Source organism: Aneurinibacillus aneurinilyticus ATCC 12856 (assembly GCF_000466385.1).
In the GTDB taxonomy this organism is placed as follows: domain Bacteria; phylum Bacillota; class Bacilli; order Aneurinibacillales; family Aneurinibacillaceae; genus Aneurinibacillus; species Aneurinibacillus aneurinilyticus.
On sequence record NZ_KE952751.1, the window covers coordinates 16,774 to 42,050 of the forward strand.

The window sequence follows — 25,277 nt, forward strand, 5'->3', positions numbered from 1 at the left end:
GGGGGAGATGTATGCAAATTAGGTTAGGGCAGGTAATCGCCGTGCTAACCGCACTTGCTGTTCTCTTTATGTATAGAGGAACGCTGGATTCGGTAGATTTTTTCTTTCAGGATAAATTTATGCAGCATGAGAGCACAACAGATAATCGAGTTGTAATCGTAGGCATTGATGATGAGAGCATTCAGAATGTAGGAAAGTGGCCCTGGAATCGAAGTGTTCATGCGCAATTAATTGACATGCTTGCGCAAGGCTGCCCTGCAGTTATTGCCTTTGATGTGACATTTCCGGTGCCTTCTGACGATCCGGAAGATGATATGGAGCTAATCGATGCCATGAAACGTGCCGGAAATGTAGTAATGTCGCGTTATGGCACGTTTGAAGCATCCGCTAAACAGGGAACACTTGAAGCTTTGGAGCTGTCAGAGCCGTTCCCGGAGCTTAAGGCGGCAGCTGCAGGCCTTGGACATATCAACACAATTCCAGATGAAGATCAAGTTGTCCGTAAATCGCTGCATACGTTCAATTATAAAGGACAGCTGATCGAAAGTTTCTCATGGGGAATTTACAAAATGTTCAAAAAACATATAGGCCAACAAGTTAATCCGAAGGAACTGCCGTTGGATGGATTTAATCGTTACCATATTCCATATGCAGGCGGGCCAGGGCAATTCGAGGCGGTCCCTTATTCGTCCGTAATTAACGGAGACGTACCGCCCGATTATTTTCGGGATCGAATCGTGCTCGTTGGGCCATACACAGTGGGACTTAAAGACGACTATCCTACACCGTTGGATTACAAAACGAAAATGTATGGAGTGGAAATTCACGCCAATATTATACAGGCATTACTGGAGCGGAATTTCAAACAAGAATTAGATTGGAAATGGAATGCTGCGATATTGGTGTTTACTGCGAGCGCCGTCTACTATCTTTTCCGAAAAACGCATCCAGGGATTTCGTTCATCGTGCTGGTAGCAATGATTGCCGGTTTGATTTTCGGCGGGAAGTATTTATATGGAAAAGGTGTCATAATCTCAATGGGTTATCTTATTTCCTTCCTTATTATTAGCTATATTGTCGTCATTGGATTTAATTATATGAAGGAATTGCTGGAGCGACGAAGGGTTACTGATATTTTTGGCAGATACGTAGCACCGCAGGTTGTTAGCCAAATACTGGAGAGCGGCGAGGAAGGGTTGAGGCTGGGCGGTACTCGAAGAGAGTTAACGGTACTGTTTGTGGATATACGGGGGTTTACGCCGTTGTCCGAGCAGGCGGAACCGGAAGAGATTGTCGAAATACTAAATGAATATCTCGATTTAACGGCTACCTGCATTTTTCGGTATGATGGGACACTGGATAAATTCATCGGGGATGCGACGATGGCGATTTTTAATGCACCGTTGTTATTAGAGGATCATCCGATGAAAGCAGTGCAAGCTGCATGGGCGATGAAAGAAGGTGCTGTTGCATTGGAGAAGAAGCTGATGGAGCGCTTTGGACGCAGCGTGAAGTTCGGTATTGGCATCCATACAGGACCAGCCGTATTCGGTAATATCGGATCGAAAACAAGGATGGACTATACAGCTATCGGGGATACGGTCAATACCGCAGCACGCCTGGAGAGTAATTCCAAACCGGGGCAAATCATACTGAGTGAAACCGTATATGAGACGGTGAAAGAGCGTATTACCGCCGTACCGCTGGGGGAAATCAAGGTGAAAGGAAAAGAGCAAGGCATACGTATATACGAATTGGAGGGGCTTACGTGAGAACCGTGAAATCATTTCTATCTTTGCTGCTTATCATGGCTGTTACTATACCCGGGTTCGCTGAAGCCAAAGATACGCAAAAGGTAGGGAAAATCACTGCTGTTTCCGGCAGTTCTGAAGTAAAGAAAAGCGGTGGAACAAAGCAGATTAAAGCGTTTAAAAGTATGGCAATTACCCAGGGAGATACGATCATTACCGGCCGTAACGGAAAAGTAAATATGGATTTGGACAGCGATAAAGAAGTAATTGTCGGGCCGAACACAAAGCTGGTCATCAGCCAGCTGATACAAAATGCGAGAGCGATGTCCGGCAAGACGAATCTGAGTCTGCTGGGAGGAAGTGTAATGGTCAAGGTGAAGAAAAAGTTGACCGGAGACTCTCGCTTTGAAATTAAAACACCGACCGCAATTATGGGCGTGATGGGAACACAGTTCATTGTGGAGTATAGGGAAGGCAATAGCTTTGTCGGTGTGATTGAAGGAACGGTTGCCGTTAGTAAGCCCGATGGAGCACAAGGCCCGAGCGTTCATGCGAATGAACAAGTGCATTTGAATTCATCTGGTGACGGCGTTCCAGAGACGCTTATTTTGCATGACTTGCCTCTGTTCGCATTGGAGCAATATGCGGAAGATGTAGAGCAGATGCTGGAGAATCATCCGACTCCGGATTTACAGACGCTAAAGGAACAGCTTGAAAAGGTGCGTAAGGAAAAACAGCAGGCACAGGGCGATGAACAAGAGGATGAGGAACAGCCCGAATCACCTGTGATTATTTACGAAGGAACGGCTCCATCCAGAGATAGATCAGATCGTGGCTCAAGCGGAGGCGGGGGAGGTAGCCCGGGCGGAGGCGATCCTACTCCTGTGGTTAGACCGTCTATCGTATCGCAAGGCGTTTTCCATCCAATTCCTGATCAAAGAACTGATTTGAATATCGAACTGGCGCTTGCGGGTGATTCATTAAAGACAGTATTTTATTCTACCGGTGAGAGAAATTTGGAAGAAGGTACCGACTATCGGCTTGAAAGTGGTACACAATCCGGGCAACAGACGATCGTGTTGCTCAAAAGTTTCCTGCAAGATAGAATTGGAGACCGAAATTCATTTGAGCTGAAGCTTACATTTACGTCGGGGTATACGCTATTTGTTACTGTCAAGGCGAGGGAAGTGAAAAGTCCGCAACTGGATATCAAGGAATTTTATAACAATCTGCATGTGTATGTTCCAAATAATAAAACGTTTATTCTACCGTTTACGACTCATATTCAGCCGAATGTAACGGATGATCTCATTGATGAAACACAGGTATTGCAAGATGGCGTAATACTTCAAAGAGTAGATTTTCCACCGTATGAATGGAAACAGAACGACAGCATTATGATAGAGGAAAACAAATTGAAGATTGAACTGGGCGAAGGCATCCCTATTGGTTCGCTCATCGATATTACCGTTGTCTCCAATACCTTGAAAAACAAGGAAACTGGAGACGTGCAAGAAGAGGAACAGAGGATGCAGGAACTTCGTCTGGAACCATCCGCTAATCCTGATTTTATTGAAGTTGACCCAATCAACCCTCAAGAAATTGCTATCAACATCATGGGATTCGGTTTTCCATTAAGAGAATTGAAACTGGAATTTCCACCGAATGATAGTGGGCCAGGCGAAGCGCATGTATTGGTAAAAGGAACGGATTATGAAGTTAATTCCGATGAATCTACTCCAAGTAGATTGACACTTAAATCGCCATTGATTCAACAATTAACTGAGTATGGAGAATATACTTTACGGGTGTACCTGGAAACTCCGGAAGAATATCAATTAAAAATCGCTCTTTTTAGAAAGCCATAAAGCTAGAATATACTGTACATTCATGTAAATGGAGGGAACATGAAATGAAAAAAAAGGCTTGGCATGTGGTACGAGGAACAGCGCTCGTCCTATTATTGACGGCGCCCTCTGTATACGCCACAACCTCGATTGAACAGCTGGTGCCTGCCGCTCCTGACGGCGGCGGTACCTATGCTGCTCACCAGCTAAATCAGCCGTGTGGCTTAACGGTAAGTCAGGATGGTCTCATTATCGTCGATTCGGCAAATCAAAAAATCCGTAGACTAAAAGACGGTAACTTAACAACCGTGGCCGGAGCGGATCGGGCGCTGGATGCATATGGCCAGCCAAGAGGCGGCTATGTGGATGGAGAAGCGGCCAAAGCGGTCTTCAATCATCCATCCTTTGCTGTAGCAGACACAAAAGGCAATTTGTATGTTAGCGATACACATAATCATGCAATCCGTAAAATTACAGGAGGAAAAGTGTATACGCTGGCGGGAACTGGAAATTCCGGCTGCAAGGATGGAAAAGGAGCAGAAGCCCAGTTCCATGCACCGACGGGTCTTGCGATCGATCAGGACGATAATCTGTATGTTGCAGATACGCTAAACCATGTTATTCGCAAAATCACGCCAGATGGTACTGTGACAACGTTTGCTGGGAATCAGGCGGAGGCTGGCGGCTATACGGACGGAAGTGCTGAAGTGGCACGCTTCAATGAACCGGTAGGACTGATTTTTGATAATAACGGAGGACTGTATGTTTCGGATAGCGGAAATCATCTGATTCGCTTTATTTCTCGGGGTAAGGTTGATACGTTCGCCGGTAAGCCGACTGTAATAGATAAAGATACAGGCTATATGGCTGGTGGATATAGAAATGGAGACAGACATGAAGCGCGTTTTAACCGTCCTCAGGGACTCGTTTATGCAGAAGGTGTCTTATTTATCGCGGATAGCTTGAATCATAGGGTACGTGCTATTCAATCAGATGGCAAGGTAATAAATGTTGCGGGACAAAGTACATCGGGTAACACGAGCGGTTCGGTTGAAAACGAACGGTTTAACCAGCCAGTTGCACTTGCTTATATGGAGGGTAAACTTTATGTTTCCGATTCGTTAAACAATAAAGTAAAGACGGTGCCTGTTCAGCCGGAGCGGCTGGAGCCTGTTCGGAGTGCAGGGGAGCTTCTTTCAGGTACGGAGCTTTTACCTGCCAGTGAGACGATTCAGGTCTGGTTTGACGGGAAGCACGTCGATTTCCAGGCCGGGATAAAGCCTTATAAAGCAGGGGATAAAATGTATCTTCCTATCAGGCCACTATTTGAACAATGGGGTGCAAAAGTAGAGTGGCTGCCTGCAACAAGGGGAGTGCAGCTGAAGAAAGGCGACTGGAGCGCAACGATGATTCGGCCCGACAATGTTCAAGTAGTAGTAAGAGACGGAATTACGTATGTCGAATCTGACTATTTGAAAAATACGCTCCCGCAATTTTTATTCGCATATGATGAGGAGTATAACGCGGTCGTTATTGATAGCGGCCAATGAAAATCGGGTAGAGGGAACACACGGACGCGTGTATCTTATTTCTTCCGATATATGGATAATCAACAGGCGTGATTTTGTAATTCAAATTACATTTTTTTGTTCAACCTCGTGCTAGTCTGTTAGTACGAAGTGTAAGGGAGGATTTTCGCATCCTTGGATAAGCTGACATTTTTAGAGATACCACTTTTTAAAGATTTAGACAGGGTACACAAAGCGATGCTGCTGCCCGAGTTTACCCAGAAAAATTTCCCAAAAGGCTCCGTTTTGTTTGAAGAGGGGGAACTTGGCGATTGTTTGTATATTATCATGCAGGGAAAAGTTCGTATTTTTCTCGATAAGGAGGAAAAGGAGCGAACGCTCGCACTATTGCAGGAAAAAGAATACTTTGGGGAAATGTCCCTGCTGACGGGCGATCCGCGTTCTGCCTCGGCGAGAGCGGAGGAAGATGTAGTTGTTTTGCGTCTGGACAAAGAACAGTTTGATCGGCTGTTATTGCAGCACAGTACGCTGGCTGTTCAATTTGCGGGAATATTGGCACGCAGATTGGCTTTAGTAAATCAGAAAAAGGATTCGACACCGGATCAGGATGAAGCGCGCCAGGCTCAATCATCCATTCATGCCCAAAAAGAAGGGAGGATAGGTTCATCTTCTTCTATAAACCGGGCGGAGGCAGGGCAAACAAATACTGAGCCGAGAAGTTTGTATACATTTGGATATATTGTTATGGTTTTACTCGGGAGCATCGGGGTGTTTTTGGGGCTAGTACAGCTTCCGATTGATCGTGATGCTGCTATCGTATTGTCCATTTTATTTGCGGCTTTTTTATTGGTGGCCTTTCGGCTTGTATCATTGACAGTGACCACTATAGCTATGGCTGTACTTATTGTTATTTTTCATGTTGCCGCGCTTGAACAGGTTCTTTCAGCTTTTGTGGAGGAGCCGATTATTACTGCGATTTTCCTGGCATTCATTGCTCAGATAATCGCTGAGACAGGTGTTTTACAACGAATGCTTTTCATGCTGGTGGTTCGAATCCCGGAACATTCACGTTTATTTGAGACGCTTCTGTGCTTGACAGGGATTGTAACGGCTTTGCTTATTCCTTCCACGCGGGTGCGGATAAACGCGGCTATTCCCATATTCAATAAAAGCAGGGATGTTTCAGCGCTTCAGGTGTATGCATTTCTATTTATTACTTCATCTATCTCCTGCTGGTTTACGCTTGCCTTTTTGCCTGAACACGAACGTGGTGAAATCGGGTACGGAGATTGGATACTATCCGCGTTGCCCCTTGCGATAGCTATGGGAATTATTTATTTTCTTATCGGTATATTTGAAAAAAACAAAGATGTAAGCAATCTGGATCGAAGCGTCATTCAGGCTCAGTTAAATGTGATGGGCCCCTGGTCTTTGCAGGAGAAGGCTGCGTGTTTTGTCATGGGATTTATGATAGCTGGTTTGCTTGTTGCTCCGCGATTTGATGTTCAGGTGCTTTGGATTGTCGCTGCTACGTGCTTCATTTTGGTTGGTATAGTCGGCCTGAATAAAGAAACGGGCCGCAAAATTCCTTATGCTGACTTCGCGGTATTTGGTTTGCTTGTTGGTTTTGCAGGCGTTATGGATAAAGTCGGTTTGACAGGAGCAGGCAAAATACATGTGCTGGCAGGGATTTCTCCCTTTTGGCTGTTGCTCTTTTTATTTTTATGTGTCATATTTTTGCGCCTCATAATTCCAGCAATGCTGGCGATTATGGCAGGCATGGTCCTGTTTGGCTCGTACGCTTTAGAAGCGGGCGTTCAACCTATTGTCGTTGCGCTCGTTGCGACAGTAGCTGCAATGGCAGGAGGGAATCAAGAATATTCCGGAAATGCAGGTGGAGTTAGCCGCATCAGGCATAGCCTTGTTGCTTTACTTGCTTTAGCTGCAGTAATTCCAGTATGGCAGGCCATGCAATTGCTCCCGGAAGCGAATGCAATTCCTGCCTCGAAGCCTGTATTTACCATGCAATCCGGTATGACAGGAAATATATATTTACCTTCTGATAAGGCAATGTCTGAATCAATGCGTCGTGGCATACGATTAGCGGAGCGTACAGCGGCTGAAGGCTTGGAGCTTAGGACAGTGTATATTGAACCGGAAGAAAATCCCGCTTTGCAAGCCCAGCAGCCTTCTTTTATTGTATCTGCGTCATCCGTACCAGGCGTTCAGCCTGAGCATATTCCCATACTCGCGACTAATGGCAATAAGGTGAAGAAAGCAGATCAAGGTAAGGGAAACATGTATGTACTGAGTGTTTCGCCTGAGGCTTACGCGCGTTCAGCTTTTGCATTTCTTACAGAACATGCATATGACAAAATTGCGATTTATTATGCTGACAGTGATGAAGGAAGGCTTTTTGCTTCCAGGCTGGAAAAAATGGCAGAACAGCAGGAAGTGACTGTCACTGATCGGATAGTTGACACACATTCCAGGCTGTTGATGCAGCAAACGCTGGAGAAGTGGAAGGGGTTTGGAACGAAGCTTTGTGTCGTATTCGATCCCGGCGGGACCCTTGCTGAAACATTAATAAAAGAGAATCGTTCGGCCTCGTTTCCGTTACCGCTACTAGTTATCTCTGACAAAAACGTGCTAAGTGAAAGCACGAATTTCGCCGTGCATTGGCTGACAGACTTTGACATTGCCTCGGAACGGAAGCAGACCAGACAATTTATTGATCAATATGTAGCCACATACAATGAGATGCCTGATCGGATGGCTGCGATCGGGTACGATGCGACGATGCTAGTATTGGAAGCGGCACGTTTGGCAGGTACATCCGATTCGCAAGCTCTTGGCAGGGAGCTGAGTCATATAAAACGGTGGGAGGGAGCGGTACGAACGTACACGATTACCGATAATGAAGCATTCAGGGGCGCTCTAAAAGTGAAAACGCTGCCTTATGAGATACGAAAACCAGAGCAGGAAAGGGGGAGGGAACAATAAATCCGAATCTATACCGCAAAGCAGCGCTGGAGCGTATGTCCTCTCCTGAAAAGCTGGATATTTTGATGACCGTTGCACGTCCGCGTCATTGGATTGCGCTGCTAGCTGTATTCGGTCTAGTTGTTGCGTTTTTTATCTGGGCGATTTTTAGCACCGTTCCCGTACAAAAAACGGGTACCGGTGTATTTTCTTTGCAGGGAGAAACCGTTTCGGTTGTAGCCGCCGTAGCGGGCCAGGTGACTGATATAGGTGTACAGCCTGGCGATTGGGTATCGCGTGGCGAAGTTGTAGCCCGCCTGTTCAATCCTGCCTGGGTACGAAACGGGATTGATGCTTCTGATACCTCACAAAACTTGCTGGAACAATCCCGTGTTTTAAGTCTGCAAGATGGAAGTGTCACCCAACTTCATGCTGTGCCAGGTCAATGGCTTAAAGTCGGAGACTCTGTGCTGACATTGGAGACAACTCGTAAAGAAGGCGGAGCAGAAGCAGTAATTTATATGCCTTTGCAGGATGGAAGGGATATTGCTGTTGGCATGGAAGCTAGAGTATGGCCGAATCAGGATCGGGGATTCGAAAATGGGGCAATGCTTGGCAAAGTCGCTTCCGTTTCAGGTGTACCTGCTTCACTTGAACGTATGGAACGAACAACCGGTAGCCATGAGATCGCTACTAAATTCATGGAAGCGGGCCCTGTCGTTGAGATTAGGGTATCCCTGCAGGCAGATGAACAGCATCCGACCGGATTTCGCTGGACTGCTCCCCGTGCTGCCTCTGGATTTCACGCACAAACTGGAATGATTTGTTCAGTTGACTTTATTGTGGGCAAAAGTCGGCCCATCGATTGGATTTTTTAAACATCGAGGTGAGAAAGAGTGACTTCATTATGGGGCCGTCAGCACGGAAGACGGGTAACACCGACTATCTTGCAAATGGAAGCTGTGGAATGCGGTGCCGTTTCCCTGGCCATTGTGCTGGCATATTACGGCTGTCATATTCCGATCGAAACGCTGCGGGGGGACTGTGGGGTATCGAGGGATGGAAGCAATGCAGGTAATCTTTTGAAGGCCGCCCGCAAATATGGCATGAACGCCAAGGGGTTCAAGAAAGAGCCGGAAAGCCTGCGGAAGATGAGCCCGCCTTTTATTGTGCACTGGAATTTCAATCACTTTCTTGTGGTTGAAGGATTTAAGGGAAACAAGGTTTATTTGAACGATCCTGCGCACGGACCGCTCGTCGTTTCTTTAGAAGAATTCGATGAGTCATTCACGGGTGTGGTGCTGACGATGGAGCCGGGAGATGAGTTCTTGCTTCAGGGCCACAAGTTTTCGGTTATGCAATCGCTTGAGAGACGTGTGAAAGGATATGGACCGGAATGGACTTACCTAGTGTTGACCGGACTTGCTTTAGCTGCGATCGGTGTCCTAATCCCGATTTTTTTGAAAATATTCGTGGATTATATGCTGCTTGCTGGTCAAATGCAATGGATGTCGGCGTTGCTTGTCGGGATGGCTGTGACGCTTGCGCTTCAAATGTTGCTTACTAGCCTTCGCCAGCATGCGTTGCTGCGTTTGGAAACAAAGCTATCCCTAAGCATGTGCAGCTCTTTTATATGGCATGTGCTCCGTTTGCCGGTCTTTTTTTTCGCACAGCGGTATGTCGGTGAGATTGCCAGCCGGGCACGGGCGGGTGATCGGGTTGCTGAATTTGTTACGGAACGTTTAGCAGGCACTGTTATCGATTTACTGCTCATTGGCGTATACTTTTGCTTCATGCTGGTGTACGACATTCGGCTGGCGATGGTTGCTTTACTGATTGCGTGTCTCAATGTCGCCTATCTGCTCTACGTGTCCCGGAAGCAATCTGATCAAAATCAGAAGATGCAGGTAGACCAGGGGAAATTGTGGGGAACCTCCCTCGCAGGTTTGTTAAATTTGGAATCGTTGAAGGCCAGTGGAAGAGAATCGGACTTCTTTTCCCGTTGGGCGGGATATCAGGCAAATGCGATTCGGACGCAGCAGAAGCTGGGAGCAACCAATCAATATTTGTCCGCTGTTCCCCCGTTGTTGGAGCATCTAAATAATACGTTGATTCTATGCATGGGTGGGATGTTCATTCTAAGCGGCTCCTTCACGGTCGGAATGTTGCTCGCTTTCCAAGGGTTTACAGCTGGTTTTTTGAAGCCTGTAAACAGTCTGGTTGTCATGGGAAGACAGTTGCAGGAAATGAAAGGCCACCTTTCCCGGCTGGATGATGTGCTTCGCTACCCTGTTGATCGTGTATGTGTCATGAAAAAAGAAAGCATGAAAGGCAAAAAACAAGCATTATTACCGGCAAAGCTTGCAGGAGAAATCATACTGGATAATGTTACGTTTGGATACAATCCACTGGATGCCCCGCTCATCAGAAATATGTCCCTGCAACTTGAACCCGGCTCCTCTGTAGCTATCGTCGGAGGTTCGGGAAGCGGTAAATCGACGATTGCGAAATTACTTTCAGGTTTGTATGAGCCATGGTCCGGCAGTATCGCATTTGACGGGATAGAACGTACGTCGATTTCGCGTCCGCTGTTAGTTCATTCGATCGCACTCGTTGATCAGGATATTCGCTTATTCACTGGTACGGTTCGCGACAATATTGCTTTATGGGATACGACGATCCCGCAGTCCGTTGTCGTACATGCCGCCAAGGATGCCTGCATTCATGAGGAGGTTAGTGCCAGGCCGGGTGGCTACGAATATATGCTGGAAGAGGGGGGGCGTAACTTTAGTGGCGGTCAAGCACAGCGGATTGAAATCGCCCGGGCGCTTGCCCAGCAGCCATCCATTCTGATCTTGGATGAAGCAACCAGCGCTCTGGATCCCGATGTTGAGTCGAGCATTTATGCTAATCTTCGTCGAAGAGGGTGTACATGTGTTATTATCGCCCACAGGCTTAGTGCCGTCCGGGATTGTGAGCGAATCATTGTGCTTGATAAAGGGAGGATTGTACAACAGGGGACGCACGATGAACTTATCAGGAAAGAAGGTCTTTATGCACGCTTGTACAATGCAGCAGCGCAGAAGGAGGAAGCATCGTGAATGCAAGGTTTTGGCTTCAGAACGCCTATGAAACGTTGAATTTTGCGAAACGCACGTCTTATATACTGGATGATCCGGGGGTTATATATGTTGTCATAGAAGGAACGTGTGAAGTATATACGGCTCCGATTCGCAACGGGCGCGTCGCAAGTATGAAGACATTTTTACTTGCCATCGGAGCGGAACAATGTATGTTTGCATTTCCTGACAGGCAAGACGGCCATTTCGGTTTGATTGCCGATGCTTTTGCGGGAACGAAGCTGCTGAAAGTAGACTTGCATACGCTGTTCCCTCGCTTGCATGAGGATGACGGGCTTCGGATTGGGATAGCGCGCATAATTGATGAATGGCTACAAAACATAGCCGTTTCTGTCGTTACACAGCTCCCTCCGCGTCATGCGCAGCCTGTTACTGTAGAAGAAGAGACGGTCGTCTGGAAAGAGGGGCAATTCATATCGGAAAGCGGCGTTGTATGGACTAAACCGATGGCATTGGCTGTACGATGCTGGGGCAGAAATGATTTGCCTGAGATTTCGGCCAGTCAAATTGTACCGCTGATGCGTTCGGTATGGATTGCCTCTCCGAAAGGAAATCGGCTTCAGCACATGTGTACGGCATTATTTATGAAGGAAGACGAATTTGGCACAAGTTTACGACAGTATCATCATCTTATTCGTTTATTCATTCAGCGTAATGCAAAGGACCGGGAAGAAGCAGAGCAGACCCGGATGAGACTTCGTTCGCAACAGGACGATCTTATGATGACACAAGCGTTATCCCGTTTTTCCGCTGTGGCAGAAAAAGTTGGCCAAGAAAAGCTGCTGGCTGAATCGGAAGGCGACGAGCCGCTGCTTCGGTGCTTCCGCTGGATTGGAAAAGAGATCGGTATCGATATAAAAACCTCGCCCCAGTTAAATGAGCTTCGGTGCAAGCTAAGACCGGAAGACATTTTTCTTGACTCTGGCGTGCGCTACCGCAAAGTTGCGTTGCGGAATGACTGGTGGAGGGAAGACAACGGTCCACTGCTGGCTTTTTGGACAGACGGCTGGCCTGTAGCCCTGCTTCCCGACAATGGACCATCTTATCACTTTCGGGATGGGATGACTGGTGAGAAAGGAAAAGTGACTGCTGAGCTTGCGACACAGATGGAAGTTTTTGCTTACGAGCTGTACCGACCATTGCCCAATAGGGCGCTACATGCAAAAGATTTATTGCGGTTCATGTTCACATCCAGAACGAAAAAAGATGGATATCGTGCGCTTTCATTCGGTCTTGTAACAGGGCTGCTGGGCATGGCTTTTCCTATCATTACAGGCATGCTGGTAGACAAAATCATCCCGGCAGCAGAGCCGGAGCAGTTATTTTATATGCTGGTTTTATTAGCTGCGGTTTCCTTTGCCATATTTGCATGTACCGTCTCGCAGTCCTTTCTATGGCTGCGGTTATTTGGAACATCAGACGCTGCCTTGCAAAGCGCAACATGGGATCGTTTGCTTAATATGCCTGTTACATTTTTTCGCAAATATAATGCGGGCGATTTGGCAGAGCGAATTAGCGGCGTGAGTGCTTCCTTTCGGCTGTTCGCCGATTGGATTTCGGCAGGAATGTCGAATGCGCTGTTTTCGCTTGTGCAAATCATGCTGTTGCTTTGGTATCAGCCCAGACTGGCATGGCTTGCAGTTGGGTTGACCGCTATTTATGTTTTGCTATTTGCCTTAATTAGTGTGAAGCTGCGGAAATACACACAAAAAACGGCGGAACAGGAAGGTGCCGTTAGCGGACTATTTGTTCAGCTTGTAGCTAATATTCCTAAATTGCGCGTCGCGGCCGCCGAGCGGCGAGCATTTAACCGCTGGAGCAGCGCTTTTAGTATTCAGCGGTCCTTCGCTTATAAATTGCGCGAGGCAGGCAACCATCTGCAGATTATCAATAGCGGCTATCCGCTTCTTTCCAGTCTGGTGCTATTCTGGGCAGTGTCCGCGTTTGGTATTCAAATGAATCCGGGGGAGTTTGTTGCATTTTATACGGCTTACTCGATTTTAATCGGCTCAGTCATCGGATTTTGTGCTTCCTCGCTTCCGTTGTTCGAGTTGCTTCCATTATATCAACGGATAAAGCCGTTGCTTGAAGAACAGCCAGAAACAGGAACAAGCCGAGCGGAGCCAGGGGTGCTTCGGGGAGAGATCGAGATTAGCCATATTTCCTTTGCCTATCATGCACCCTCTGGCCTGACACTTGATGATGTGTCGTTGCGGGTTCAAGCGGGAGAATATATTGCAATCGTTGGTTCTTCCGGAAGCGGGAAGTCTACTTTGCTTCGTTTGCTGCTTGGTTTTGAAATGCCGGTTGCAGGAGCTGTTTATTATGATGGAAAAGATTTAAACGGTCTGGATTTGCGGGCTGTGCGCCGTCAATGCGGCGTCGTACTACAAAACGGGCGCGTATGGTCTGGTGACATATTGCAGAATATTATTGGACAAAGCAGTGATTTGACGTTGAATGATGCATGGGATGCAGCAGAAGCTGTCGGTTTGGATCGGGATATCAACCAGCTGCCGATGGGGATGCATACGGTATTGTCTGAAGACGGCGGAACGTTTTCAGGGGGACAGCGGCAACGCATTTTGCTTGCCCGTGCGATTGTGCATAAGCCGAAAATTGTCTTGCTCGATGAAGCGACAAGTGCCCTGGATCAGATTTCACAGGAGAAAGTGACAGAGATGCTGAAAAACATGAATGCAACCCGTATTGTCATTGCTCATCGACTTAGCACGATTGTCCATGCCGATCGAATTATCGTAATGGATAAAGGTAAAATTGTACAGCAGGGAACATATAAGGAGCTATTGGCCAAGGAGGGACTATTCGCAAGGATGGCGAGGCGGCAAGTGGTGTGAAATAGCACATCTTTATATAAATAATCAACACCCTTGATAAATAATATATTTTGTGAATACAATTACAGATTTTACTATACAGCCCCCATACAATAAAGCTGTGCAAGATGATATAAAGAAGGAGGAAGTGCCGGAAGGTTTCAAGACATCCCCCTATCACACAAGCGTGGTATGGGGACCTTTTTTTAAAAAAAACTATTTCACGTTCGGAGTGAAGCTATATGCTAGAACTTAAGCTGTTAACGCCTGAAAGTGCCAAGCCGTACAAGACATTTACGTACCAAAGCTTTCGTGAGAAAATTATAGATTTTGCCGTTTCGCCAGAAGTTCGGCCGATTGTTGTCGGTGCCAGTTTTATGGGGAATCCCGTAGGTCTAATTGTTGCAGGATGCGATCGGAAGGGAGCAACTGCTAACGTCGTCTCTATTTTTGTACAGCAATCATTTCGTAATATAGGTATTGGTACAGCTTTAATGAACTATTTATTGGATTATTTACAATCAGAAAAATTTTTGAAGGTTATTATTCAATATTATGGACTTACCAACATCCATATACTAGAAAAAATACTGGAGAAATCGGGATGGGAACCCCCGCAGCTTTATAGCCGTTATTACCGTCTTGAGTTGAAGAACCTCGTTGGATTCAGGTGGATGGATAGAATGAAGCTACCGCCCCCTTATCGCTTAGTCTCATGGGGAGATGTTTCCAGGGAGGAGAGGGAGCAGGTCAAAAACTTGGATGAGGCTGGTTACCGGAGCTACTACGATCCTTCTGAAAATGAAAAGGCAGTTGTGGACACATGTAGCTATTTCTTGAAAGAAAAGGACACGATTATCGGGTGGTCCATTGTAGAACGCCATCTGGAAGATACGTTGCTATATCGTGTGCTTTATGTTCGTGAAGCTTACCGTGACAAGGGTCTCGGCCTCGTGCTGGCAGCAAAAACGGCGCATGGCGCATTGGCGTCACGCATACCGTATGGTGTTATCCAAATCGTGGCGACAAATGAAAGGATGCAAAAAATCTATAAACGAATCATCGAACCGCTATCCCCTGTTATTACCCCATATTGGAACTGCGAAAAAGATTTGTCATCCTAATGTCTCTTCCCAAAAAATGCGTAAAGCCCGTATCGGTCGTTCTCTGATGCGGGCTTTGCATATGTGTTTTTTATTTTTAGAATTTTATATATAGTGTTCTAAAGTGAATCGTTTATAATTATGTTTGGAATAAAGTGATAGAATACTACTCAAAAGAGGAACTTATGGTCATGAAAGCAGCAGGTTATCAAATCGATCAAGTGCTTTATGAAGATACGACAAAAATCATTTGTAGAGGCTGCCGTGAATATGACAATCATCCCGTTATCATAAAGATGGGAAAAAGCGAGGCGTATTCCGCAGCCGATGCGGCGCATTACGTCGCAGAATTTGAAGCTTTCCGCCGGATGCAGGTGCGGGGGATAATCCAGCCTTTGTCTCTGGAAAGAAACGGGTTGTCCTATATTCTTGTTTCTGAGGCTGTAGCTGGTATAACGCTGCGTTCTTACCTGGCAATGCAGCGACCGTCGATCAAGGAATTTTTACAGATTGCCATTCGATTAGCTAATGTTGTGGAACACCTGCATCAATCATCCGTTATTCATAAAGATTTAAAACCGGATACAATAATGATAGAAATAGACACCATGCAAGTCTGCCTTATTGATTTCGGGAATGCTGTCTTCGTATCTGCCCATGATCAAATACAGGATGTCGGAGCATTACAGGGAGAGCTTGCGTATATGTCGCCGGAGATGACCGGTCGGTTAAACCGGGCCATAGATTATCGTACCGACTTGTATTCCCTGGGCATGATATTTTACGAAATGCTGACGGGGCAGCTTCCGTTTCAGGCACACGATCCGATCGAATGGATTCATGCACATATCGCCAGAATACCTATGCCGATTGAGGCGATTATTCCAGAGATCCCGCATGTAGTGTCCCAAATTGTCATGAAATTGATAAGTAAGAATGCGGAGGAGCGCTATCAAAGTGCTTATAGTTTACAAGCGGATTTGGAGCATTGTTTTACCCAATGGATGGCGACAGGGACCATGACTGATTTTCCGCTTGGACGCAGCGAAGGAATCGGTATTTTCCAAATGAACCCTGATTTGTATGGCAGAGAGGAGGAGATAGCCTTTATTGAGGATGCATATCGCTGTGCCTGCCTTGGCTCAACAGAAGTGATTCTAATTTCAGGTCCTGCTGGAATCGGCAAAACAGCTTTGGTCAGGGAGATACGGCAGACCTTAACCGATCAGCAAGGGTATTTCATCTCGGGTAAGTTCGAACAGCTTTATCGGGATGTGCCGTATGCGCCTTTGATTGAAGCTTTTCGCGAACTGGTCCGGCAAATTCTGAGTGAAGATGAAACACATATTCTAGAGTGGAAAAAAAAGCTTGGTAACGCACTTGGATTGAATGCTGCTGTTATAACGGATATGATCCCGGAAGTAAAAATGCTTATAGGTAATGTTCCACCTGTAGAGGTGCTTTCTTCTACAGAAGCCAGGCATCGATTTCAACTCGTATTTCGCAATTTCATTCAGGCGTTTACCCGCAAAAACTGTCCGCTTATCTTATTTTTGGACGATTTGCAGTGGGCGGATTCAGCATCGCTTGCAATGATACATTCGTTCGTTACTGCTCCAGAGAGCGAATGCCTTCTTTTAATCGCAGCCTACCGGGATTACGACGTTAATCGTATGTATCCGTTTACTCTAAAAATAGAAGAGATTAAACAATCCGGCGTTGGGGTACATCAGCTTCCTCTTGCGGCATTGACACCTGCTGATCTTAATCAGATGGTGGCTGACACGCTGCGAAGCGTACCGGAACATACCGCTATGCTCACCGAATTGCTATATGCTAAAACAGCAGGGAATCCATTTTATTTTAAGGAATTATTCAAGTCTATTTATGACGAAAATATGCTTGTCTACAGTCTAGAGCAAGGAATATGGAAGTGGGATGTTGAACGGATTCAATCCAAGGAGACGGCAGCCGGTTTGCTGGATTTCATGCTTCGTAAAATTAAAAAGCTTCCAGATAGAGTCCAAACGGTTTTATCATGGGCGGCCTGTCTTGGAAGCCAGTTCGATTTTGAATTGCTGGCAAAAGTAGGGAACTTGTCATTGGATGAACTTGCGTCCGACTTGTGGGTCGGGGTGAGAGAAGGACTTGTGTTTCCGGTGGAATATACAGTTAGCTCAAATGGAATGGAGATGGGGCATAATCAGGTAGTGAATGGGCCAGGGGCAGCTTTATGGCATGAATGGAGAGAAGAACAAAGAAAGTTTTTGTTTGGATTTCTGCATGACCGTATCCGGCAGGCAGCCTATTCGCTTTTAAATGAAGAGGAACGGCAACGTTTCCACTGGAAAGTCGGAAGATACCTACTGGAAGAAAACGAAAACTCTGTATTTGTTGCGGATTTATTTGAGCAGGCTAAACATCTTAATCTTGGTGCAGTATGTATTACGGAAGATGCTGAAAGACTGCGGGTAATGGAAGTAAATCTTGCCGCAGGTAGAAAGACGAGAGCAGCATCCGCCTACGATGCAGCTGTTCAGCTATTCCGGGAGGGAACAGCACACACTACGGAAAAGGACTGGGAAGAACAATTCGATTTATGCTTTGCATTGTACTTGGAGCAGATGGAATGTGAGTATTTGTGCGGGGAATTCACAAGGGCAGAGCATCTGGCTGAACAGTTGAGGCAGCGTTCACGCAATCGGCTTGACCGAGCGGCGGTTTGCAAGGTAATTGCTATACAGTACGTTAATTTAGGGAAATATGCTGAGGCAATTTCGTTAGGTTTGCAAATGCTAGAAGAGTTCGATATTTCCTTCGCACCGAAACCCGGACGTGCGGTTATCATGAGAGAAATACTGTTAGCCAAATGGCAATTAGGTAGCAAGTTCGAGCGCTTATACGATCTTCCAGAAATGCAGAATCAAGACATGAAAGCGGCTATAGATCTTATGTTTACGATTGCGGCACCGTCCTTCTTCTCCAATAAAGAAATTTTCACCGTATTGATGTCAAGGTCTGTCCGTTTGTCTGTAAAGTACGGCATATGCCCGGTTTCATCAGCCGCCTTTGCAGCATTCGGCATGGTATTGGGATTTGGGATGGGAGATTACAAGAATGGGTATCGCCTAGGAGAGATCGGCCTTGCTCTATCAGAACGATTCAATATCACTTCCGTCAAAAGCAAGACGTATGTAATATTTGGCATTATTTCGATATGGGTAAAGCATGCGAGAGAAGGGGAAGTCTATTTAGAGCAAGCGCTGCAGTTTGCGCTGGAATCGGGGGATTATGTATTTGCCGGTTACGCTATGGGCGGACATGTGAACTCTTTGTATACAAGAATGCGGCTGGATGATCTGGAACGTAAAATCACCAACTATTTAGAAATCCTTGAAGACACGAAAGACGAATTTGTTATTGATAATTTTCATTTGTTTAAGCAATGGATTTTGGCTCTTCGAGGGAATACAGAGCATCCGGTTTCATTTGATACGGCAGATTTCAAAGAGTCTTATTTTTTGAATAAAATATCCAAGGAACAGTTCATGGCTACTACTATGTTCCAGTATTATACATATATCGTGCAGCTTCATTACTTTAACGGATCATATATCCAGGCTATGGAGTGCGCCGATGCCGCCCGTCAGTTCGAATTCTATGGGACGCATCTTCCTCATTTAATCGAATGCTATTTCTACGAATCGCTTGCAATTGCTGCATGCTACAACGAACGTCGAACTTCTGACAGAAAGAGAATGATGCGCCGTTTTACCGATAATTATAAGCGAATGCGCAAATGGGCGGGGAATGCTCCAGAGAACTGTTTACACAAGCTACAAATACTTGAAGCCGAGATGGCGCGAATATCGGAAACAAATGATAGAGCCATGCAATTGTATGAACAGGCAGTCCACTCTGCCACGGAAAACGAATATATACAAAATGTAGCGATTGCTATGGAGAGGGCTGCCTATTTTTACCGTGCAAACGGGATCGAGAGAACAGCGAACGTCTATGCTTTTGGTGCGTATGATGCATACCGGACATGGGGTGCTACAGCAAAGGCAAAACAAGTGCTGGAGCGGTTTCCAGATTGTGCGAAACATGAGAACACCAAAGTAGAGCAGGCATCGGTGCATGCAGAAAAAGCACCGGATTTTACGGGGGAACGTATCCGTCGTTCCCCTAATGAAAACGAAGAAGTAAACGCTGAGCTGGATTTAAAGACTATTGTTAAGGCTTCACAAAGTATGTCGGAAGAAATAGATTTACGTCAATTGTTGCATCGGCTACTCCGGTTAATCATCGAAAATGCTGGTGCACAGAGAGGCTATATCATTGTAAAGAAGGATGATATGTTTGATGTAGCGGTTGCTTTGAATATGGAAGTGAATCCGGCAGTTTTTTCAGAATCAAGTCCTCTGAAGCAGAGCCAAGGTATTTCCGAAGCCATTGTTCGCTACGTATTCCGTACAGGTGAAACAATTATTCTCGATTGTGCTTCCAAGGAAGGAATATTCGCTACGGATCCATATGTCTCCCGCCACGGTATGCGTTCAGTTCTCTGTATACCGATTATGGTCCAGGGAGAAAGAAACGGCGTTTTGTATTTGGTTAACGATGCAACAGAAAGAGCCTTTGCTTTAGCTCGGCCGGAAGTTCTGCATATGCTGTCAGCCCAGGTTATTTATGTAAATAAGCTGCTTTATTCTTTTGGCGATACAAGCATCTCTGTACAGAACTCTCCTAACAATTCGGCTGAGAGCATGATAGAACCTCTGACTGATCGGGAGTTGGAAGTGTTAAATTTAATCGCTCTGGGATTGTCGAACAAAGAAATCGCCGAACAGCTGGTGATTGCGGTAGGTACGGTTAAATATCATGTGAAGAACATTTTTGGGAAGCTTAATGTGAAGCGGCGTACGATGGCGGTTGCAGAAGCAAAAAAATATAAATTGATTCAAGATCAATAATAGCGTCGGTTCATTTCCTGAACAAAAGCCATATACGGGTTGTTTTCTATTCATAGGAGCAGCCCTTTTTGTTTTGCAAATCATGTTCGGAAGCAAATTGTCGCCCACAGTCAGTGGATGGTTAGAAGCTTTTTCCTTTCCTTTGCCAACATGACGATTTACATAATTGTTGCTATTGCCCACCATAAAATGAATCTTGCTTATGGTACTTCGTACACGATAGCCGTCTGGCTTTGTTGGATTCTCAATTTGTTGTTAGCAGAATTATTCATTAGAAAAAAAGTGTTTATCTAAAAGTTGTTCTTACAGCTGACAAAGCGAGTAAATAAGGAGCGGATGTGCAGAAGTCTCCTGTTTGGTATAATCGTAGAGAGCGAAGGGGGAAGGAACGTTAGCTAAAGTCTAAAATACATAAAGGAGTATCAAGATGAAGACATTAGTTCTTGCTGAGAAGCCAAGCGTAGGCAGAGAGATAGCGCGTGTGCTTGGATGTAACCAAAAAAGCAAAAGTTATATCGAAGGTCCAAAATATATCGTTACCTGGGCTCTTGGCCATTTGGTCGAGTTGGCTGAGCCTGAAGATTATGATCCAAAATACAAAACATGGAAACTGGAGGATTTGCCGATTGTGCCCGATCGGATGCGGCTGAAAGTGATTCGGGAGTCGTCCCACCAATTCCGTGCTATTTCGCAGCTGGCGAAACGTAAGGATATTAAAGACTTAATTATTGCCACGGATGCCGGACGGGAAGGAGAATTGGTTGCCCGTTGGATTATGGAAATGGTGAAGTGGAAGAAACCGTTTAAACGATTGTGGATTTCATCCCAGACAGATAAAGCGATTAAGGAAGGATTCGCCAGTGTTAAAGCTGGAGAGGCATATGATAACTTGTATCAATCTGCAGTATGTCGCGCTGAAGCGGACTGGCTTATCGGATTGAACATTACACGGGCGTTAACAAGCAAGTTCAATGCACAATTGGCAGCAGGTCGTGTACAGACCCCAACGCTGTCTATGATTATCCAGCGTGAAGAAGAAATCCGTAAATTCAAACCGACAGAATATTGGACGCTGACTGCGGATTTTGGTGCGTTCTCCGGCATGTGGCGTGCGAGAGGAAATGAGGGCAGTAGAATATTTAGAAAAGAGATTGCCCAGGACATTGATCGGAAAGTCGCAGGTAAGACAGGAAAAGTCACAAGCATGAAAACAAGTGAAAAAACGGAGCCGCAACCGCTCGCATACGATTTGACGGAGCTGCAACGTGATGCGAATAAACGGTACGGCTTCTCGGCAAAACACACTTCCAATGTGTTGCAGCGGTTATATGAGCAGCATAAACTGGTCACATATCCACGTACGGACTCACGCTACTTAACGAGTGATATGGTGTCGACGCTAAAAGGCAGACTTGACAGTATCGAGGTGGGACCGTATGCACAACTCGTACGCCCGCTGCTCAAGGAGAAAGCGCTGCGTGTCACGAAGCGCATTGTGGATGATAGTAAAGTTACCGATCACCATGCAATTATACCGACTGAAGAATCTCTGCGCCTGGGCGATTTGACGAACGATGAACGTAAGCTATATGATTTGATTGCACGTCGCTTTATCGCCCTATTTTATCCTGCGTACCGTTATGACAGTATTCAATTGACTGTAGAAGTGGCAGGAGAGTCGTTCCATGCGAAGGGTAAGGCCGTGAAAGATATAGGCTGGAAGGCAGTATACGGTGTAGAGGCTTCTTTATCTAATGAAGAAAGCGGAGAAGAGGAAGCGGCAGATCAGGTATTGCCGGTACTGCGTCAAGGGGAAGAAATAAGTGTCAAACACAGCGCTATCCAGAATCACCTGACCAAACCGCCGCTTCGGTATACGGAGTCGGATTTGCTTGCGCGAATGGAAAAAAACAACCTTGGTACACCGGCGACCCGAGCTGATATTATTGAGAAACTGCTTCATACGGAGACGATTGAACGTCAGAGCAATCGACTGTATCCGACTAAAAAGGGGCTTCAGCTCATCAAATTGGTGGCCAATGAGCTTCGTTCGCCGGAGCTGACAGCCCAGTGGGAACGTCAGCTTGAAGACATCGCGCGTGGTCGGGGCGACGCTAAGCAATTTCTATCGGGTATTCGACGTCAGGCTGCAGCATTAGTAAAAGAAATTGCAACAAGTAATGTAGAATATAAACCGCACAATGTAACCGGCTCGAAATGTCCGGAGTGTGGCCAGAATTTGCGTGAAATAAAAGGAAAACGCGGAAAAACCCTCATATGTCCTGATCGGGAGTGCGGGTACCGTCGGGCAGCCGAGCATCAATTATCTAATCGTCGTTGCCCGCAGTGTAAGAAGAAAATGGAGATTCGGAGCGGAAAGGTAGGGAAATTCTTCCAATGCAAGCCGTGCAATGTGGTGGAAAAGCTTGAGAATGTGTCTGGTGGCGGAAAAGTAAATAAGCACCAGCAAAAAGCGTTGTTGAAAAAATATAGCAGCGATGAAGGATTGACATCGAACCTGGGTGAGCTGCTAAAAGCGGCCTTGGAGCAGAATAAAAAATAAAGAAGAGCCGTGTATGTTACATTTGTAGCATACACGGCTCTTTTCTTTTATATTTTATTGTTTATGAAGGAAGTACAGAAGCGATTTGATAAATAACAGGGAAGAAATTTTTAGGCCGCTTTCGTTTCTTTATCCAAAAAAGTTGTACCAAGAAGTCCTAAAACAATCATAATAGCGCCAATGATATGAAAATATGCTAGTTTTTCATGCAAAAAAACAACTCCGGCCATGATGGCGATGAATGTTGCAAGGTTGCTAAATACACTGATTTTAGAGGCTTCTATTTGAGAAAGTGCATAGTTTGATAAAAAAGATGTGATAAGAGACGATAGCACACCGAGAAAAACAATTGATATGAGAAATGTCATGTTCGTAAAAGGCTGAAAATACAGGTGTATACTCCCGTTGACGGCATGGTGAATAAGGGAAAATAAGTTAAAGCAAAGAAAACCGATAGCTGTCATCATGTAAGTTAAATCGCTTAGCTTATATTTTTTTGTTAGTGACCTGGCTACGATATTATAGCCTGATACAGATAGTGTAGAAAAAAGAATCAATATTGTTCCCTTGAAATTAGTTGATTCAATCGCGATTCCTTGCATAGTGAAAATATAAATAACGCCTGTTACAGAGAGTACAATACATAATTTTTGCCAACGATTGGTGTGCTCTTTTAGAAAATAGGTAGCTAAAATGAGTGTGAAAATCGGTACTGTAGCTTGAATAATCCCTGCTTCTGATGAAGAGGCGTAGACTAAGCCAAACGTTTGAAAGGCAAAGAACATTGTTGGATAAAATAACGTTAGCGGAAGGATAAGCAACATATCTCTTGGCTTTATATTTAGTTTTATCCACCCGAATACAATAGGAATCGAGGCCACGAGAAAAGCGACCGTAAAACGATGAGCCAGTGTATTGAGAGGATCAGCAGCTAATAGAGCCAATTTTACAAAAATAAAAGAAAACCCGATAATAAAGGCGTATAATAAAGCTGCGATATAGGCCAGTTTTTTTCTTTTAGAATCCATTCGTATACATCTCCTCAGTTAAATGTGTAATTTCGCTGGCCAGCTTATGTTTATAGTAATAAAGCAGGATAAAAGGTACAATAAAAACAATAGGTATGTGTACCGGTACAAAATAAGAAAGAAGGGAATGTATGTATAAATACTTGTCCATCCTAAACGATTTAGAAAGCCTTATTTAAAGTGGGCGATATAAAGAGGGGGAAAGGCTCCCTTCTATTCGTGTGCTTGCTGAACAATATCGTTGCAGTAAGAGTACGATTATCCGGACATTTGATGAGCTAGAAAAAAAGCATATCGTATACTCATCCCCTAAAAGCGGTCATTATGTTGTAAAAAGAAAACATAAACATAATCCACACCAATCGATATTGGACTTCTCGTCTTCAGCTCCTGATCCAAGCATATTTCCGTATTTAGATTTTCAGCATTGTATTAATAAGGCAATTGATACATACCAAAATGACTTATTTATATATGGTACCCCGAAGGGATTACCTTCACTTATTAGCGTAGTACAAAAGCAGTTGGCGAATTATCAGGTTTTTGCAGACATGGAGACTATTTTTGTTACGTCCGGTGTTCAGCAAGCTTTAGCTTTATTGACTACAATTCCATTTCCTAACGGAAAAGAAACCATATTGATTGAGCAGCCTGGATATCATTTGTTCATAGAGTATTTGCAAACCCATAATATTCCTGTCATAGGCATTAAAAGAAGCAGCGAAGGAATCGACTTGCTGCAGTTGGAAAGATTATTTCAAACGGAAAACATTAAGTTTTTCTATACAATGCCTAGATTTCATAATCCTTTAGGTACGTCATATTCAAAGGAAGAAAAGGAGAGAATTGCGAAATTAGCGGAAAAATATGATGTATTTATTGTTGAAGATGACTATTTGGCAGATTTAGAGCAGGATGCAAAGGCCGATCCGATATACTCGTATGATGTTTCTGGACATGTGATTTATTTGAAAAGCTATTCGAAAATTATGTTTCCGGGGTTGCGTATCGGTATTGCTGTTATTCCCGCCAGCATAGCCGGAGCTTTTAGTACGTATAAAAAAATATTGGATATAGACAGTTCAATGATTTCACAAGCAGCGTTAGAAATTTATATTAAAAATAAAATGTTTGAAAGACACAAACAAAAGATTCGTTCTTCCTATTTCCATCGAACTGTATCTTTACACAATACATTGGAAAAATACGCAAAAGAGCAGGGGGATTTTTGGTGCTATACTCCTCTAAAAAACCCGTGTATTCACACATTTATCCAACTGGATAAACGGATATCAACAAAAAAATTAACACATAGATTGAGACAAAAATCTATCATCGTGGAGACGGCAGAGCATCATTATTTAACTTCTTTTGAAAAGGAGCCACTGCTTAAGTTAAACGTTTCAAATATTACAGGACAGGATATTAAGGGAGGGATTCGGCTAATTTTGAAGGAAATATATTGATACAAGGGTGTTGATTATCCGGTACGATCCAGAGTGAATCGTCACCACACCGTGC

At 45.0% G+C, this 25,277-nt stretch carries 12 protein-coding genes and 1 pseudogene; 12 read left to right on the forward strand and 1 reads right to left on the reverse strand.

Annotated features, from left to right (window positions below; genetic code table 11):
* Positions 1-11 precede the first annotated feature (11 nt).
* From HMPREF0083_RS08630 to HMPREF0083_RS08675, 11 genes are all read left to right on the forward strand, one after another.
* Positions 12-1,772, forward strand: a complete 1,761-nt coding sequence (locus HMPREF0083_RS08630) for a CHASE2 domain-containing protein (RefSeq protein WP_051354590.1) — start codon at positions 12-14, stop codon at positions 1,770-1,772.
* The gene (locus tag HMPREF0083_RS08635) at positions 1,769-3,619 is read left to right on the forward strand and encodes a FecR family protein (RefSeq protein WP_040302115.1); all 1,851 of its coding nucleotides are present in this window, start codon (positions 1,769-1,771) and stop codon (positions 3,617-3,619) included. The genes HMPREF0083_RS08630 and HMPREF0083_RS08635 overlap by 4 nt, the downstream gene beginning before the upstream one ends.
* A gap of 44 nt (positions 3,620-3,663) precedes the next feature.
* A complete protein-coding gene (locus HMPREF0083_RS26300; protein ID WP_021620850.1) occupies positions 3,664-5,148 on the forward strand; it encodes an SMP-30/gluconolactonase/LRE family protein in 1,485 nt (494 codons plus the stop codon).
* 153 nt (positions 5,149-5,301) lie between these two features.
* On the forward strand, positions 5,302-8,130 hold the full coding sequence (locus tag HMPREF0083_RS26305; protein ID WP_021620852.1) for a cyclic nucleotide-binding domain-containing protein: 2,829 nt from the start codon (positions 5,302-5,304) through the stop codon (positions 8,128-8,130).
* Between the two features lie 35 nt (positions 8,131-8,165).
* Positions 8,166-8,987 (forward strand): HlyD family efflux transporter periplasmic adaptor subunit, encoded by an 822-nt coding sequence (locus HMPREF0083_RS08650; protein ID WP_021620853.1) that lies wholly within the window; start codon positions 8,166-8,168, stop codon positions 8,985-8,987.
* 18 nt (positions 8,988-9,005) lie between these two features.
* Positions 9,006-11,210 (forward strand): NHLP family bacteriocin export ABC transporter peptidase/permease/ATPase subunit, encoded by a 2,205-nt coding sequence (locus HMPREF0083_RS08655; RefSeq protein ID WP_040302117.1) that lies wholly within the window; start codon positions 9,006-9,008, stop codon positions 11,208-11,210.
* Complete coding sequence (locus HMPREF0083_RS08660; protein ID WP_021620855.1) at positions 11,207-14,107, forward strand: NHLP bacteriocin export ABC transporter permease/ATPase subunit; 2,901 nt, start codon at positions 11,207-11,209, stop codon at positions 14,105-14,107. Before HMPREF0083_RS08655 ends, HMPREF0083_RS08660 begins: the two co-directional genes overlap by 4 nt.
* Before the next feature lie 221 nt (positions 14,108-14,328).
* On the forward strand, positions 14,329-15,210 hold the full coding sequence (locus tag HMPREF0083_RS08665) for a GNAT family N-acetyltransferase (protein WP_021620857.1): 882 nt from the start codon (positions 14,329-14,331) through the stop codon (positions 15,208-15,210).
* Between the two features lie 164 nt (positions 15,211-15,374).
* A complete protein-coding gene (locus tag HMPREF0083_RS08670) occupies positions 15,375-20,165 on the forward strand; it encodes a helix-turn-helix transcriptional regulator (RefSeq protein ID WP_040302119.1) in 4,791 nt (1,596 codons plus the stop codon).
* 39 nt (positions 20,166-20,204) lie between these two features.
* Complete coding sequence (locus HMPREF0083_RS27080; protein ID WP_021620859.1) at positions 20,205-20,459, forward strand: DUF2306 domain-containing protein; 255 nt, start codon at positions 20,205-20,207, stop codon at positions 20,457-20,459.
* A 133-nt stretch (positions 20,460-20,592) separates the two neighbouring features.
* A complete protein-coding gene (locus tag HMPREF0083_RS08675; RefSeq protein ID WP_021620860.1) occupies positions 20,593-22,728 on the forward strand; it encodes a DNA topoisomerase 3 in 2,136 nt (711 codons plus the stop codon).
* A 110-nt stretch (positions 22,729-22,838) separates the two neighbouring features.
* Here the strand turns inward: HMPREF0083_RS08675 and HMPREF0083_RS08680 are convergent, their stop codons facing one another.
* Positions 22,839-23,756 (reverse strand): DMT family transporter, encoded by a 918-nt coding sequence (locus HMPREF0083_RS08680; RefSeq protein WP_021620861.1) that lies wholly within the window; start codon positions 23,754-23,756, stop codon positions 22,839-22,841.
* A gap of 131 nt (positions 23,757-23,887) precedes the next feature.
* Between HMPREF0083_RS08680 and HMPREF0083_RS08685 the strand changes: the two are divergent.
* Positions 23,888-25,222 (forward strand): annotated as a pseudogene (locus tag HMPREF0083_RS08685) (aminotransferase-like domain-containing protein).
* The last annotated feature ends 55 nt before the right edge of the window (positions 25,223-25,277 follow it).